The organism is Thioclava sp. FR2, assembly GCF_051200875.1.
Lineage (GTDB): Bacteria > Pseudomonadota > Alphaproteobacteria > Rhodobacterales > Rhodobacteraceae > Pseudotabrizicola.
Genome location: NZ_CP195191.1, coordinates 3,856,688 through 3,870,815, shown reverse-complemented (window position 1 = coordinate 3,870,815; position 14,128 = coordinate 3,856,688). Strand labels below are relative to the sequence as shown.

Below are 14,128 nucleotides of genomic sequence, written 5' to 3'. Positions count from 1 at the left end.
TTTCATCCGCGCCCCGGTTTGCAATCCAAAGGGCGCGGTCAGGGGTCAGGACAGCGGCGCAGTTTGTTGAGGTGCCGCGCGCAGTTCGATCACGCGGCGCTCCTCCTCGGTAAAGAAGCGCCACGGCGCCTCTTCGATCTTGTGGCGCGGACCTCCGGGACAGGGTTTATCAGCGTACTTGCACATGGCTCCTCCTCCTCGTGCAATGGCGGGATCAGGCGGCGGCGGCTCGCGACCGGGTCATCTTTTCCAAGGCCGCCACAAAGAAGGGGCGGAAGCCTTCGGGATGCTCGCTCATCGGGAAATGGCCCAGCTCGTCCATCACCGCGATGGTCGCCCCCGGAATGGCGCGCGCCGTGCGAGCGGCATCTTCGGGTGTGCAGGTCAGGTCATAGGCCCCCACCAGCAGATGCACCGGGGTCTTGCTGGTATTGATCTGGCCCAGACGGCCAATCAGACTGTCATCACGGGTGTAGAAACTCAGGTCGCCGCGGAACACGCCCGGCCCGCTTTGCATGAACATCCACAGCGTATTCCAGCGTTCAGATTTCGGCGCATAGGGTGAGATATTGGCCGAAACCAGCGCCGCCCCCATCTCTCCACCATGCGCATCAGGGCGGTGGAACCAGTCGATATCATACCATGCAGGCTGGAAGTCGGATGCCTCGATGGCGATGAACCCGCTGAACTTGTGGCCATGCAGCGCCGCGAGTTGCAGGGCAATGCGCCCGCCCATGGAACAGCCTGCCAGAATAGGACGGTCAAGGTCGAGACCGTCGATCACAGCCAAAACCGTTTCGATATAGGCTTCGGTCGTCAGCAGGTATTCCTGCGTCTCGAACCCTTCGGGCGGCAGGGATTTGCCGTGCCACGGCATATCAAAGGCAATCAGACGGTGGTTTTCGGTCACGCTTGCATCATTCATCAGATGCCGCCACTGGCGCGTATCGGCCCCGGCGGTGTGCAAGCACAGAACGGGGCGGCCCTGCCCGGCCTCTTCAAAGTAAATCCGGCGGGGCGCGCCTTGGATGGTGACGGTCAGATACCGCCCGATGATCGGCTCAACGCTCATGCCGCCAACTCCTCTATAGCGCGGCCAAGGGCCAGAACTTCCTTGAAGAACCGCAGGTTCTTCACAAGCGTCAGGATATCGCCGTCAATCCGGCCCCGGCCGATCTTGACCAGACCAAAGATGTCATGAAACCCCGGCTTGGGTCGGGCCTGCCAGAATTTGGCCAAGGCCTCGCCATCGGTCCGCAAGGCAAAACGCCATGGCGTCTTGCGGCTTGGCCCTTCGACCACGCTGTCCAGACGACCCTTTTCAAAGGACAGGTAAAACTCTTGCCCATCCACCTCGATCAGCACGGTTTCACTGAACAGCCGCCCCAACCGCAGCAAATGCGGGGACGCATCCAGCGCCTGTTGAATTTCTTTGAAGGTGTCGATCACCGTTGCCTCCCGCCTGTTCGATCTGAACGAAAGCTGGCACAGGAAGGCGGCGCCCATCCATGCCGCCGCAGGTATGAGGCGATACCATTTCCCCAAGGGTACGCACAAACACCCTCTTTTTTGGCGAGAATGCAGGTCCGCACGCCTGCGGTATCACCCGATACCGCTGCAGGCATTGGGAAAAGGCCGCGTTTCGGGAAGGGTCAGGTCAGTCGGCGGGGTAATGCACCCCCCAACGAAACCAGACTGCCAGGAGGAGGAGAGAACCCATGGGCATCGTCAATCAGGACAATATCACCGACGTCGTCGTCGCCAGCCTTGGCAAGCACGGCACCGTGACCGACCGTCAGCGCGAAATCATGACCTCGCTGATCAAGCACCTGCACGGCTTTATCAAAGACGTAAAGCTGCAGCACGACGAATTCATCGCCGCCTGCCAGTACCTTGCCCGCGCTGGCAAGCTCTGCAACGAAAACCGCCAGGAATTCATCCTGTTGGGTGACATTCTGGGCGTCGAGGTTCTGGTCGATATGATGACCAACCCGATCGAAGGCAATGAAAGCGAGTCGACGGTGCTTGGCCCGTTCTACCGCGAAAACCCGCCGGTTCTGCCCAAGGGCGGCACCACGATCCAAAAGCATTACGACAACGAAGAAACCGCCTATTTCGAAGGGTACATCAAGGACGAGAGCGGCAAGGGCATTGCCGGCGTGACGCTTGACGTCTGGGAAGACGCGCCGAACGGCATCTACGAAAACCTTGACCCCGACCAGCCGGAATACAACCTGCGCGGCCGGTTTGAAACCGATGAGAACGGCCACTACGCCTTTGTCGCCGTGCGCCCCGTGCCCTATCCGATCCCGGAAGATGAAACCGCGGGCGAGCTTCTCCGCTTCATGGGCCACCACCCGAACCGCCCCGGCCACATGCACTTCATCATCTCGAAAGAAGGCTACCGCCCGCTGATCAGCCAGATCTACGACGCGGACAGCAAGTGGCTGGAAGAAGACAGCGTTTTCGCCGTCAAGCAAAGCCTGATCGGCAAGTTCAAACCGGCTCCGAAGGAGCTGGGCACTGACCTGCACTTCGAATTCGACTTCACGCTGAAAGCACAAGCCGCCGTCCGCGCCGTGGCTGCCGAGTAAACGACCCCTACCTCCCTGTCGACTTCAGGCCCCTGAGTTTCGGGGGCCTTTTTTTCTGTCCAGCGACGGATCCATGGGCAAAAAGCCATGAGATCGCCGATCAATAACTCCTTCGGGAGAGCGCCACAAAAGGGCCACCATGTCGGATAATCTTGGGTAGGGATTGATCCGAGAGGCATAAATGAACTCAACGCCCGACTTCGATGTGCTTGGCCAGCATGTCCCAATAGAACCGATGAGGTCACTAAGAGCCGTTGCATTGTTGCGTTTGCTACTCGTACTGCTCGCCCTAGGCGTTTGCGTCGCGCAAATCCTTCAAATCGGCGTTTGGTCTGCGCTTGTTGATCGTGCAGTTATCCTCTTGGGCCTATCGGGCGGTCTGGGTCTCTACTCGGACAGCATTGAAATTGTCTGGCGAAGATTGGGGCCTTTGGGGCGTTTCGTTACCTTGCTTCTTACCCTCATTCTCGTCGCCGCGTCAGTTTTGAGCCAGGGCAACCAAATTCTGCACAGCGTCGCCGTGCTTTGGGTCATGCTTATCTTGGGCTCAATGGCCTATGGCTTGGTGCACAGTCTCATCGACCCGTTACGCGCCTTAAGGTTCCGGCAAATGAAAAGGTATCTGCGCACGCTGCCGAAGGAAAGGCGGCGCGATATGCACAAACGCCTTGAGTTGGACTTTCAAACGCTAATCGCCGAAGGTTTCCGGTGATGTCCTAACTGTCTTGCATTGTCGACGCTGTGGCTTCGGACACGCGACGCGCGAACCGAGGCTGAAGAGTCGATCAACCTTGTAGAATTTCAGCCATCTCTCCCCCCTTCTTTCAGAGGCCTTTCCCCAAATCCTAACTTGCCCTAACGTCCCTCAAGGGGGAGGACGGCAGGATATGAACTTCAAGCAGTTGACGTATTTCATTGCCGTGGCCGAGGAGTTGCATTTCGGTCGTGCGGCCGAACGGCTGGACATGGCGCAGCCGCCGCTCAGCCGTCAGATCAAGCAGATCGAGGAAGAGCTGGGCGCGATCCTGTTCAACCGGGGCCGCAGCGCGATCTCCCTCACGCAGGCAGGCGAACGCCTTCTGGCGCGCGGCAAGTCGATCCTTGCCCAGCTTGAAGATACCAAGCTCGAGGTCCGCCGTCTGGGCCAAGGGGCCGAAGGCCGCCTGCGGATTGGGTTTGTGGGCTCGGCCACCTTTGGCATCATGCCCAATATCATCAAATCCTACCGCGCGAATTACCCCGAGGTGAACCTCAGCCTGATCCCGATGAACAACGCGCAGCTTCACCGCGCCCTGATCTCGCGCGAGTTGGACGTGGTCTTTGCCCGCCCGGCGCTGCAAGATCCGGAATTCCTGACGCGGGAACTCTTGGAGGAAAAGCTGATCCTCGCCCTGCCCGATGTCGTCGATACCGGCGGGCGGTCGGTCGCCAAACTGGAACGGCTGATGACCCACAATCTGATCCTTTACCCCGAATACCCGCGCCCCAGCTATGCGGATTTCGTGCTGAAGGCGATTGAAGATGCGGGCTTCAAAGCCCCCCTGCGCATTTGGTGCATGGATCTGCAAACCGCGCTTGGTCTGGTTGCTGTGGGTGAAGGCGTTTGCATCGTGCCGGAATCCGTTTCAAACGCCCCGCGCAAGGGCATGAAGTTCTTGAAAATCGAACCCGAGATTGCCCGCACCGCCCTGTCGCTGAACTATCGCCTCGATGAACAGGGGGTGCATGTGCAGAACTTTGTGAAACTGGCGCAAAAGGTCGCGCGCAAGGTCATCTGACCGGGCGGCAGATTTCTCCGCCGCCCCCTAGCTCAGACACCCAGCCATTCGTGTTGAACCTGCGCATTGCCACGAATCTCGGCGGCGCTGCCGGTCCAGACCACTTGGCCCTTGCCGACCACCACCACGTCATCGGCAAGCGAGGTCGCAAAGCCAAAATTCTGCTCGACCAAAATCATCGACAGGCCGGCCTCTTTCAACTCTTTCAGCTTGTCATGGATCAGCTTGACGATGATCGGCGCCAGCCCCTCGGTCGGCTCATCCAAAATCAACAGGCGTGGGTTCATCAAAAGCGCCCGGGCAATCGACAGCATCTGCTGCTCTCCGCCCGAAAGCTGCGTGCCGCCATTGTCCAACCGCTCGCCCAGACGTGGGAATAGGGCCAAGACCCGCTCCATCGTCCAATCCGCCCCGGTCCCGCCAAACCGCTTGGCGGCGATTTCCAGATTTTCCCGCACGGACAGTGACGGGAAAATGTCTCGCGTTTCCGGCACATAGGCGATGCCCGCCTTCGCAATGTCAAAGGGGCGCGCGGCAATCGGCTTGCCCTCATAGACGATCTCGCCCGATTTCAGCGGCAAAAGACCCATGATGGTCTTCAGCGTGGTCGATTTCCCGGCCCCGTTGCGGCCCAGAATGGCCAGCACGCGCCCCGCCTTCGCCTCCAGCGACAGGCCATACAGCACTTGCGTCTCGCCATAGCCCGACTGGATGGATTTCAGCTCAAGCATCTTCCCAGCTCCCCAGATAAATGTCCTTGAGCAGCTTCGATCCCCGCGCCTCTTCGGGCAGGCCGTCGAACACCACCTCGCCATAGTTCAGAACCGTGATCGTATCGGCCACGTCAAAGGCCAGATCCATGTCATGCTCGATGATGAGAAGCGTCAGATCGCGCGGCAGGTTGTTCAAAAGGTCATGAAACCCCTTCGACATTTCCGGCCCCACGCCACTGGTCGGCTCGTCCATCAGCAGAACCAAAGGCCGGGTTGCCAAGGCCACTCCCACCTCCAACTGCCGCCGCACACCGTAACTCACCTCGGACACGCGGGCATGCAGATAGGGCATCAGGTTCACCTGCTCGGCAACCTCGGCCACAATCTCGCGCACCTCGGGCTTGGCCAGACTGTCCGACCAAAGTCGTGTTGCATGACCGGTAAACAGCGCCGCCGCGAGGCCAAGGTTCTGCTCCACCGTCAGCCCATCGAACAAGGTGTTCTTCTGATAGCTGCGCGACAGACCCCGCCGCGCCCGCTTTGCCACCGGCAGCGCCGTCACATCCTCACCCGCCAGATGGACAGACCCGGCATCCGGCGTCAATTCGCCAACCAACTGGTTGAACAGCGTGGTTTTGCCCGCGCCGTTCGGCCCAAGGATCACCCGCCGCTCGCCCCTCTCCAGCTTCAAGGAGACATTTCGCGTGACATGGATTGCGCCGAAACTCTTGCTCAGATTGCGTGTCTCAAGCATCGTTTGCCACCCCTTCCCCTTGCTGTTTGCGGGTCGCATCGGCCAAGCGCCGCTCGATCCTGGAACCCCACCGCGCCTCGACCCAGCCGAAAATCCCGTTGGCTCGGCTCATCACCACGGCGATCAGAATGACGCCCACGATCAGGTGCCAATAAGTGGTGATCGCGCTAAGCTCATGCTTCAACACCACAAAGGCCACCGCGCCAACCATCGGCCCCACCAACGTGCCAAGCCCACCAAGGATCACGACGACCAGCGCCTCGCCTGACACGGTCCAGCCAAGCAAACCGGGCGAGATGAACATGGTATGCTGCGCAGCCAAAGCCCCAGCCAAACCCGCAATCATGCCAGACAGGCCAAAGACATCGGCCTTGACCCGCCAGACGGTCAGCCCCAGCGCCCGCATCCGCTGTTCATTATGCATGACGCCGGAAAGCGACCGCCCCAGCCCTGACCGCAGGATCAGAACCGACGCGCCATATACCGCCGCCAAAAGTGCAAGGCAGAACAGCGCGAAGGCGCGGCTATCGTCCAGATCAACCCCAATCCACGACAGGTCAAGCCGCGAAATCCCGCTGATCCCGTCATCCCCACCAAGAACAGGGGACTCAAAGACATAGGAATAGGCCATCTGCCCAAAGGCCAAAGTCGCCATGATGAAGTAAATGCCATGGCTGCGCGAACAAATCGCCCCGATGATCCATGCAATCACGCCCGACACCGCAACCGCCCCGGCCATCGCCAGCGCAGGCGCAATGCCCGCCTGCCCCGCCAGCAGCGCAAAGGCATAGGCCCCCACGCCCATCAGCGCCCCGTGGCACAGCGAGACCATTCCGCCAAAGCCCGCAACGATGTCCAGCGCTAGCACCAGCATGGCAAGGATCGCAATCTCGGTCAGGATCTCCAGCCCGAAATATTCCGCCGTCAACGCCTGAAACAGCGCGCCCGCCGCCAGCAGGATCAGAACCGCGTAACGAAGAGTGTTATGTTGAAACATGGCTTATCCTTTCGCCGGAAACAGGCCGACTGGCTTCACTACCAGCACGGCGGCCAGCAGCGCATAGATCAGAACCGAGGCCAATTGCGGAGCCATCACCGCGCCAAAGGTCTGCACGAAACCAAAGATCAGCGACCCGGCAATCGCGCCTTTCAGCGACCCAAGGCCACCGATCACGATCACGATCAAAGTCGGGATCAGGATTTGCAGCCCCATGTCAGGCGTCACGCTCAGCAGCGGTGCAGCCACCGCCCCGGCAAGACCTGCCAGCGCGCAACCCACACAAAAGACGATGAAAAACAGTCGCTCTACATTGATGCCAAGGCAAGCCGCCATCGCATCATTGTCCACGCCCGCGCGGATCATCGCGCCGATCTGCGTGCGGCCAAGAACAAAGGCCAGTGCGGCAAAGATCGCCAGACCAAGGGCGATGATGAACAGCCGATAGGTCGGATATTCCACACCAAACAGCGCAACCCGCCCCGCCAGCACCTGCGGCACCTCGATGGCCAGCGCCAGATCGCCCCAGAAAATCCGCGTCAGGTCCAGCATCGCAAAGATCAGACCAAAGGTGACCAGAACCTGCGCCATCGGCCCCGATTTCCGCATCCGCCGGATCAGCCCCGAATACAGCAGCACGCCAACCCCGGCCACCGCCACAGGGGCCAGAAAGAACCCGGCCCAGTATCCGCCAAACCCCGCCAGCGTCGCCGCGAAATAGGCACCCAGCGCATAAAGCGACCCATGCGCCAGATTGACGAAATGCATCAGCCCGAAGATCACAGTCAGGCCAATCGACAGCAAAAACAACAGCATAGACAGTTGCAGTGCGTTCAGCCCCTGCAAGCTCCAAAATCCCAGATCAAACGCCATGGTTGGTCCTCCCCAAGCCAAAGCCCGGCCACATCGCTGCGGCCGGGCCAGTTCTATCAGTTGGTGATGGCAGGCATCTCGCAGCCGTTCGCCGGGTCCGCCTCGGCTGGCAGTGCCGCCAGAACCTTCTGCGTCAGACCACCCTCGCCCGCGACGGTTTCATAGACATAGATCGGCTGGACGACGTTGTTCGTCGCCGGGTCGATCGACAACTGACCACGCGGGCCTTCGAACGACACCGAACGCAGCGCGTTCGCCAGCGCTTCCCGGTCCGCAGCCCCAGTCTTGGTTGCCTCGATCAGCGCACGGGCGGTGTCATAGCCCTGCACGGCATATTCCGAAGGCACCCGGCCCGTCTTGGCCTTGAACGCCTCGGCAAAGGCCACGTTCGCGGCATTGTCCAGCGTCGGCACATAGTGCAGCGCAGTGATCACGCCCTCCGCCGCCGGACCTTCGGCCTCAACATACAAGGACGAGGTCAGGAAGCCCGAGCCATACAGCGGCAGATCGGCTTTCAGACCAAAGCTGTCATATTGCTTGACGAAGGAAATCGCCTCGCCGCCCGCATAGAACACGAACACCGCTTCCGCGCCACTGGCCTTGGCCTGTGCCAGATAGGGCCCGAAATCCTGCGTCTTCTGGAACGGGGTGAATTCTTGCCCGACGATCTCGCCACCCGCCCCCGTAAAGCTGGCGGCAAAGGCGTCGATCATCTGGCGACCAGCGGCATAGTCGGGGGCCAGCGTGAACACCTTCTTGATGCCCTGTTCCGCCATCCATTTGCCCATAGGGCGGTTGATCTGCCCATTCGAGAAGGACATGCGGGTGATGAAGGGGGAGCATTGCGCACCCGTCGCTTCGTCATTGCCAGCATTGGCCACGATAAGCGGAACTTCCGCGCCATGCACCAGATCGCGGACAGCCGCCAACACGCCAGACGAGACGATGCCCGCCATAACGTTAACTTCATCCTGCAAGATCAGCTTCTTGGCCTTAGCAAGGGCGACCGGGGGCTTCACCTCGGTGTCTTCCTTGACGATCTCAAAGGTGGCGCTGGTCTCAGCCCCAAAATGCTCAAGACCCAGATTGAACCCGGCCTCGATGTCATTACCCAGCGCCGCATAGACGCCGGAATAGGGCAGCAAAAGGCCCACTTTGATATCTTCGGCTGTTGCAGGCAAAGCAAGGCCGGTGGCAAGCCCAAGGGCCGCCAGTGTCGCGCGTTTCATGTGTATCTCCTCCGGTTGTTAGGTCAGCCCCGCCTTGAGGCCTAGCCCAGGTCTCCGCCCCCCACGGGCACCGTCACGCCCGTGATGTAGGAGGCATCGTCCGACGCCAGAAACAGGATCGGTCCTGCCTGTTCGTCGAGCGTTCCGTATCGCTTCATCAGCGACGATTGGATCGTCTGATCAACGATGGTCTTGTACCAATCCTCGCGCTGCTCCTCGGCAGCGTTCGGATTGCGCGGCACCACGCGCGGCGGCGCCTCGGTTCCCCCCGGCGCGGTGGCCACGACGCGAATGCCGCGCTCGGCCACTTCCCAAGCCAAACTTGCCGTGATCGCATTCACCCCGCCTTTTGCGGCGGAGTAGGGCACGCGGTTCAGACCACGGGTCGCGATGGATGAGACATTGACGATCACACCCTTGCCCTGCGGCAGCATGTGTTCAATCGCGGCGCGGCAGCAGAACAGCGTCGGGAACAGTGACCTGCGCACCTCGGCCTCAATCTGATGCGGCTCATAATGCTCATAGGGCTTGGCCCAGATCGTGCCGCCGACGTTGTTCACCAGAATGTCAATCCTGCCCCAGAGTTCGACCGCTTTGGCGATGCCTGCGGCACAACCGTCCCATGTCTCCAGATCGACCGAGATCGCCTCGGCCACCCCCCCCGCCGCGCGGATGGCATTCACCACCTCATCCCGTGCAGGCGAGCGGTCGACGATCAGCACTTTCGCACCCTCACCTGCCGCCCGTTCGGCCACACGGCGGCCAATCCCTTGCGCGGCCCCGGTGACGACCATCACCTTGCCTTCAAAGCGGCTCATGCGGCTTCTGCCTTTTCTTCGGTCGGGTTGAATTTCTCATAGTAGAAATTCGCGGGCTCTACCCCCAGCTTGCCAAAATGCGCGCGCACGGCATCCACCATGGGCGGCGGACCGCACAGGTAAACATCACAATCCCCACCATTTAGATCGCTGGCCGAGACATGGTCGGTGACAAACCCCTTGCGGTCATGCGCCTCGTCGGCAGCGGCCAGAACCGTGATCACCGTCACATTGCCAATCCGGTCAGCCAAAGCCTGCACGCGGTCCAATTCCACCAGATCGGCGGCGCGGGTCACGGCATAGTACAACGTGATCGGATGATCCGACCCCGTTTCCGCCACCTGCTCCAGCATCGACAGGAACGGCGCCAAACCGGTGCCACCCGCCAGCCAAAGCTGCGCACGCTCCATCGGCCGCAGATAAAACGCCCCCATCGGCCCCGTCGCGGTCAGGGCATCACCGGCCTTTGCGCGGTCGGACAGATACGTGCTCATCACTCCACCCGGCAGGTTGCGGATCAGAAAGCTCGCCTCCGTCGCGCCGGGGGCGGACGAGAAGGAATAGGACCGATGCCGATCCGTGCCCGGAACCGTCAGGTTCACATATTGCCCCGGCAGAAACCCGATGGGCTTGGCCAGTTTCACCCGCAACCCGAAAGATGTCTCCGACAGCCGGTCCACGCCCACGACTTCGGCCGCAACCGCCTCGGGCGCGGTCTTGCAGATGGCCGATGACGCCGGAACCCGCACCACGCAATCTTCCTCGGGGATCATCTGGCAGGTCAGGGCAAAGCCCTCGGCAGCCTCATCCTCGGTCAAGGATTCGTCCATGAAGAATTCAAGCTGATACTTGCCCTTCTCGACAAAGCACTTGCAGGTGCCGCAGACGCCATCGCGGCAATCCATCGGCAGGTTGATCTTCTGGCGAAAGGCCGCATCCGTGACCTTTTCGTCGTCGTCGCATTGGATGACGCGGGTCACGCCATCCTCAAAATTCAGGGCGATATTAAAGGTCGTCATGGCATGCTCCTCCCTTGGCCGCGCTCCCCGGATACGGGGCGCGCGGGGGCTGTTTCCCTCCCGGATAGGCCCGGATCAGATGTGATAGACGTCGATCACGTGGTGGATATGATCGTTCTTCAGAACCACTTTCTTGTTGGTGATCAGGGGCTTCGGCCCGCTGGTATCGATCGTGTAGAAAGAGGTTCCCCAGTGCTGGTCGGTATCGCCATAGCGATAGCTCAGCGTGTGCCAGTTGAACCGGACCTTCAGTTCCGACCCGTCACGGCTCACCACCTCGATATTCGACAGGTTGTGGTTGGTGCGCGGTTCCGGCAGCGAGGTGGCCGACGAACGGTCGGTCTTGATGCGGAACACGCGGTCCTCGATCCCCTGCTTGTTGGGGTAATACATCAAGGACATCTCGTTAGCCGGGTCTTCGGTCAGGGTGTCATAGTCATCCCAGGCCGGCATCCAGAACGGGCAGTCCTTGTGGTAAAACGAAAGCCAGGTATCCCAGTGGCGATCATCCAGAGCGCGGGCCTCGGCGTAAAGAAAGGCCTGAAGCGCGTCAAAGGTCATCGACTGCGTGGCGGGGCGTTCAAGGGTTGTCGTCGTCATGTCCATTTCCTCCCCAATCACTCGGCAGCGGTCTGCACAGCGGCAGGCGCGGTTTGACGTTCCTTGGCAATCGCCGCGCCCATGCGTTGCGACCAGTTGCTGTGCTGGATCACGAACAGGCCCTCATCCTCGGTCCGCGCGCCCGACAGAACCGGGTTGATCCCCAACTCTTTCGCGTCGGCATCCGGCCCCTTGATCCACTGGGTCGCCCCACGGGTCAGGTCGTTCCACTGGGCGTGGGCAGCACCTGCATAGCCGCGCTGGGTGGCACGGAATTCCTCGGTATCATCCGGCGTCGCCATGCCAGAAGCGTTGAAGAAATCCTCATACTGGCGGATGCGGCGGGTGCGGGCTTCTTGGCTCTCGCCCTTCGGAGCGATGCAATAGATGGTGACTTCGGTCTTATCCACGCTAATCGGGCGGAACACCCGGATCTGGCTGGAAAACTGGTCCATCAGGAAAACGTTGGGGTAAAGGCACAGGTTGCGCAGCACGCCCACCATCCAGTCGGCTTTGGTCTTGCCGTACTTTTCCGTCCATTCCGCCAGACGCGGATAGTTCGGGCGGTTGGTCGGGTCAGCCCACTGCGTCCACAGCAGAATGTGCCCGTTGTCATAGGCATGGAAACCGCCGCGCTGCTTGTTCCACTTGCTGGCGTCGGTGGCCTTGATCTGGTCTTCCTTGCCATCATCGGTGCGGTGCGCCGTGGTTGCGACATAGTTCCAATGCACAGCCGAGACGTGATAGCCATCTGCGCCGTTTTCTGCCTGCAGCTTCCAGTTGCCGTCATAGGTATAGGTCGAAGACCCACGCAGAACCTCCAGACCCTCATCAGCCTGATCGACAATCATGTCGATCATCTTGCAGGCCTCGCCCAGATATTCCTTCAGCGGCGGGACATCTGCACTCAGCGACCCGAACAGGAAACCGCGATAGTTCTCAAAGCGGGCAACCTTGGTCAGGTCATGGCTGCCATCCTTGTTGAACTGCTCAGGATAGCCCGCGCCATTCGGGTCTTTCACCTTCAAAAGCTTCCCGGTGTTGGAAAAGGTCCAGCCGTGGAAGGGGCAGGTAAAGGTCTTCTGGTTGCGACGCTTGAACCGGCACAGCTGCGCACCACGGTGCGAACAGGCGTTGATCAGCGCGTTCAGCTGACCGTCCTTGTCGCGGGTGATGACGACGGGGGTCCGGCCCATGTGCAGGGTGAAATAATCGCCGATATTCGGGATCTGGCTTTCATGCGCCATATAGATCCAGTTGCCCTCGAAGATGTGCTTCATCTCCAATTCGAACAGGGCTTCATCGGTAAAGATATCCCGGCGGCAGCGGAACACACCGTTTTCCGGATCGTCCTGAATCGCGCCGCTCAGACGCTGCTCGAAAGCATCGAGAATGGGTTGGGTGAACATGTTGGTCCTCCTCCTGACAGCCGTGGCGCATCCTCCTGCGCCGTGGCGGGTTACGGTGTGCGCCTGGCGTTATGCCCCGGCGACAGCTTTCAAAGTCCGTCCGCCATCGCGGCGGAAAAAGGCGATCTTGTCGGCATCCAGCGTGGCGCCAATGCCCACGCCCTTCGGGATTTCCACACAGAAATCGCGATAGGCGATCGGGTTGGCCAGAATTTCGTCGGTCAAGAGCAGCGGGCCAAAGAACTCGGTCCCCCAGTCCAGCCGTTCGATGGTTGCGAACAATTGCAGCGCCGCCGCCGTGCCCAGACCGGTTTCCAGCATCGTGCCGCCATAAAGGCCCAGCCCCGCCGCCTGCGCGATGGCGATCACCTCGGACGCCCGCTTCAGGCCCCCAGACTGCGCAACCTTGACCGCAAAGACATCCGCCGCCTTGGATGACGCCACTTCCAGCGCATCCTCTGGCCCGTTCAGCGCCTCATCGGCCATCACGGCAATCTCATAGCCCGCGGCCAGTTCCGCCATCGCCCGGCGATAGCGTGCGGGCACCGGCTGTTCGACCAGCTCACAACCGGCATCTTGCAGACCCTTCAGCCCCCAACGCGCATCCTGCAAAGACCAAGCGGTATTTACATCCACCCGCACACTGGCGGCATCACCAACGGCCTGCTTGATCCGCGCCACATGGGCCACGTCATCCTTCACATCGCGCTTGCCGATCTTCAGCTTGAAGATGTTGTGGCGGCGCGTTTCGATCATCTGCAATGCCTCGGCAATGTCCGTCTCCGAATTACCCGAGGCCAAGGTCCAGGCCACCGGCAGCCGCTCGTGCACCGCGCCACCGAACAGTTGCGCGACCGAAACACCCAGCCGCTTGCCCAGACCATCCCAAAGCGCGATCTCCACAGCCGCCTTGGCAATCCGGTTGCCCTTGACCAGCTTGTCGACCAACTGGATCGCACCGTTCACATCATCGCCATTCCGGCCAACCAGCGCCGGGGTGATATAGGTATCAATCGCCGATTTGATGCTTTCTGGGCTTTCCGCGCCATAGCTCAGGCCACCAATCGTCGTGCCCTCGCCAATCCCTTCCGATCCATCCGCAAAGCGAACCCGAACCAGAACGGCCGTCTGGGTCCGCATCGTGGCCATCGACAGCACATGCCCCCGGATGGTTGGGATATCGAGGATCAGGGTCTCGATCTGGTCGATTTTGGTCACTTGGCTCACCGCATCTTCTGGTTTTCTTGAACCTGAAATTGCCCGTTTCATGTGGATTCTGTCGATGATTGGCAGGGTCTCGGGTGATACCATTTCATGACAGTCCCGCTGCTTCACCCTCCGCCA

Annotated in this window: 16 protein-coding genes; 3 read left to right on the top strand and 13 right to left on the bottom strand. The window is 60.6% G+C overall.

Features of this window, described 5'->3' with window-relative positions:
* Positions 1 to 45 precede the first annotated feature (45 nt).
* The 3 genes from ACSBLW_RS18790 to ACSBLW_RS18780 are packed head-to-tail and all read right to left on the bottom strand — an operon-like array spanning position 46 to position 1,449.
* Positions 46 to 186, bottom strand: a complete 141-nt coding sequence (locus tag ACSBLW_RS18790) for a hypothetical protein (protein WP_435258121.1) — start codon at positions 184 to 186, stop codon at positions 46 to 48.
* 28 nt (positions 187 to 214) lie between these two features.
* The gene (locus tag ACSBLW_RS18785; protein WP_435258120.1) at positions 215 to 1,072 is read right to left on the bottom strand and encodes an alpha/beta fold hydrolase; all 858 of its coding nucleotides are present in this window, start codon (positions 1,070 to 1,072) and stop codon (positions 215 to 217) included.
* Entirely contained in the window at positions 1,069 to 1,449 is a 381-nt protein-coding gene (locus tag ACSBLW_RS18780; RefSeq protein ID WP_435258119.1) for a hypothetical protein, read from the bottom strand. Before ACSBLW_RS18780 ends, ACSBLW_RS18785 begins: the two co-directional genes overlap by 4 nt.
* Positions 1,450 to 1,718: 269 nt before the next feature.
* Here ACSBLW_RS18780 and ACSBLW_RS18775 point away from each other — a divergent pair, with 269 nt between their 5' ends.
* The 3 genes from ACSBLW_RS18775 to ACSBLW_RS18765 all read left to right on the top strand — a co-directional run bounded on the left by ACSBLW_RS18775 (position 1,719) and on the right by ACSBLW_RS18765 (position 4,372).
* A complete protein-coding gene (locus tag ACSBLW_RS18775; RefSeq protein ID WP_435258118.1) occupies positions 1,719 to 2,594 on the top strand; it encodes a dioxygenase in 876 nt (291 codons plus the stop codon).
* 181 nt (positions 2,595 to 2,775) lie between these two features.
* Positions 2,776 to 3,306 carry a hypothetical protein gene (locus tag ACSBLW_RS18770; RefSeq protein WP_435258117.1) on the top strand — a complete coding sequence of 177 codons (531 nt, stop codon included), beginning with the start codon at positions 2,776 to 2,778 and terminating at the stop codon, positions 3,304 to 3,306.
* Between the two features lie 175 nt (positions 3,307 to 3,481).
* Positions 3,482 to 4,372, top strand: coding sequence for a LysR family transcriptional regulator (locus ACSBLW_RS18765; RefSeq protein ID WP_435258116.1), 891 nt, complete (start codon positions 3,482 to 3,484; stop codon positions 4,370 to 4,372).
* A gap of 32 nt (positions 4,373 to 4,404) precedes the next feature.
* On the opposite strand, the gene ACSBLW_RS18760 is transcribed toward ACSBLW_RS18765, so the two are convergent.
* From ACSBLW_RS18760 to ACSBLW_RS18715, 10 genes are all read right to left on the bottom strand, one after another.
* Entirely contained in the window at positions 4,405 to 5,103 is a 699-nt protein-coding gene (locus tag ACSBLW_RS18760) for an ABC transporter ATP-binding protein (RefSeq protein ID WP_435258115.1), read from the bottom strand.
* The gene (locus ACSBLW_RS18755; RefSeq protein WP_435258114.1) at positions 5,096 to 5,839 is read right to left on the bottom strand and encodes an ABC transporter ATP-binding protein; all 744 of its coding nucleotides are present in this window, start codon (positions 5,837 to 5,839) and stop codon (positions 5,096 to 5,098) included. The genes ACSBLW_RS18760 and ACSBLW_RS18755 overlap by 8 nt, the downstream gene beginning before the upstream one ends.
* Positions 5,832 to 6,836 carry a branched-chain amino acid ABC transporter permease gene (locus ACSBLW_RS18750; RefSeq protein WP_435258113.1) on the bottom strand — a complete coding sequence of 335 codons (1,005 nt, stop codon included), beginning with the start codon at positions 6,834 to 6,836 and terminating at the stop codon, positions 5,832 to 5,834. Before ACSBLW_RS18750 ends, ACSBLW_RS18755 begins: the two co-directional genes overlap by 8 nt.
* 3 nt (positions 6,837 to 6,839) lie before the next feature.
* On the bottom strand, positions 6,840 to 7,709 hold the full coding sequence (locus ACSBLW_RS18745; protein ID WP_435258112.1) for a branched-chain amino acid ABC transporter permease: 870 nt from the start codon (positions 7,707 to 7,709) through the stop codon (positions 6,840 to 6,842).
* Between the two features lie 56 nt (positions 7,710 to 7,765).
* The gene (locus tag ACSBLW_RS18740; protein ID WP_435258111.1) at positions 7,766 to 8,938 is read right to left on the bottom strand and encodes an ABC transporter substrate-binding protein; all 1,173 of its coding nucleotides are present in this window, start codon (positions 8,936 to 8,938) and stop codon (positions 7,766 to 7,768) included.
* Positions 8,939 to 8,979: 41 nt separating this feature from the next.
* The gene (gene benD, locus ACSBLW_RS18735; RefSeq protein WP_435258110.1) at positions 8,980 to 9,756 is read right to left on the bottom strand and encodes a benzoate diol dehydrogenase BenD; all 777 of its coding nucleotides are present in this window, start codon (positions 9,754 to 9,756) and stop codon (positions 8,980 to 8,982) included.
* Positions 9,753 to 10,775 carry a benzoate 1,2-dioxygenase electron transfer component BenC gene (gene benC / locus ACSBLW_RS18730; protein ID WP_435258109.1) on the bottom strand — a complete coding sequence of 341 codons (1,023 nt, stop codon included), beginning with the start codon at positions 10,773 to 10,775 and terminating at the stop codon, positions 9,753 to 9,755. The genes benD and benC overlap by 4 nt, the downstream gene beginning before the upstream one ends.
* Positions 10,776 to 10,850: 75 nt before the next feature.
* Positions 10,851 to 11,375: a benzoate 1,2-dioxygenase small subunit gene (gene benB, locus ACSBLW_RS18725; protein WP_435258108.1), complete on the bottom strand. Its 525-nt coding sequence runs from the start codon at positions 11,373 to 11,375 to the stop codon at positions 10,851 to 10,853.
* A gap of 17 nt (positions 11,376 to 11,392) precedes the next feature.
* A complete protein-coding gene (gene benA / locus ACSBLW_RS18720) occupies positions 11,393 to 12,784 on the bottom strand; it encodes a benzoate 1,2-dioxygenase large subunit (RefSeq protein ID WP_435258107.1) in 1,392 nt (463 codons plus the stop codon).
* A gap of 69 nt (positions 12,785 to 12,853) precedes the next feature.
* Complete coding sequence (locus tag ACSBLW_RS18715) at positions 12,854 to 14,011, bottom strand: muconate cycloisomerase family protein (RefSeq protein WP_435258106.1); 1,158 nt, start codon at positions 14,009 to 14,011, stop codon at positions 12,854 to 12,856.
* Positions 14,012 to 14,128: the final 117 nt, after the last annotated feature.

Bases quoted from the DNA above. Each gene is read 5' to 3' on its own strand.
- ACSBLW_RS18740 (WP_435258111.1), bottom strand. From the start codon at position 8,938: ATGAAACGCGCGACACTGGCGGCCCTTGGGCTTGCCACCGGCCTTGCT.
- ACSBLW_RS18745 (WP_435258112.1), bottom strand. From the start codon at position 7,709: ATGGCGTTTGATCTGGGATTTTGGAGCTTGCAGGGGCTGAACGCACTG.
- benC (WP_435258109.1), bottom strand. From the start codon at position 10,775: ATGACGACCTTTAATATCGCCCTGAATTTTGAGGATGGCGTGACCCGC.
- benD (WP_435258110.1), bottom strand. From the start codon at position 9,756: ATGAGCCGCTTTGAAGGCAAGGTGATGGTCGTCACCGGGGCCGCGCAA.
- benB (WP_435258108.1), bottom strand. From the start codon at position 11,375: ATGACGACGACAACCCTTGAACGCCCCGCCACGCAGTCGATGACCTTT.
- ACSBLW_RS18770 (WP_435258117.1), top strand. From the start codon at position 2,776: ATGAACTCAACGCCCGACTTCGATGTGCTTGGCCAGCATGTCCCAATA.
- ACSBLW_RS18790 (WP_435258121.1), bottom strand. From the start codon at position 186: ATGTGCAAGTACGCTGATAAACCCTGTCCCGGAGGTCCGCGCCACAAG.
- ACSBLW_RS18775 (WP_435258118.1), top strand. From the start codon at position 1,719: ATGGGCATCGTCAATCAGGACAATATCACCGACGTCGTCGTCGCCAGC.
- ACSBLW_RS18765 (WP_435258116.1), top strand. From the start codon at position 3,482: ATGAACTTCAAGCAGTTGACGTATTTCATTGCCGTGGCCGAGGAGTTG.
- ACSBLW_RS18760 (WP_435258115.1), bottom strand. From the start codon at position 5,103: ATGCTTGAGCTGAAATCCATCCAGTCGGGCTATGGCGAGACGCAAGTG.
- ACSBLW_RS18785 (WP_435258120.1), bottom strand. From the start codon at position 1,072: ATGAGCGTTGAGCCGATCATCGGGCGGTATCTGACCGTCACCATCCAA.
- benA (WP_435258107.1), bottom strand. From the start codon at position 12,784: ATGTTCACCCAACCCATTCTCGATGCTTTCGAGCAGCGTCTGAGCGGC.
- ACSBLW_RS18750 (WP_435258113.1), bottom strand. From the start codon at position 6,836: ATGTTTCAACATAACACTCTTCGTTACGCGGTTCTGATCCTGCTGGCG.
- ACSBLW_RS18755 (WP_435258114.1), bottom strand. From the start codon at position 5,839: ATGCTTGAGACACGCAATCTGAGCAAGAGTTTCGGCGCAATCCATGTC.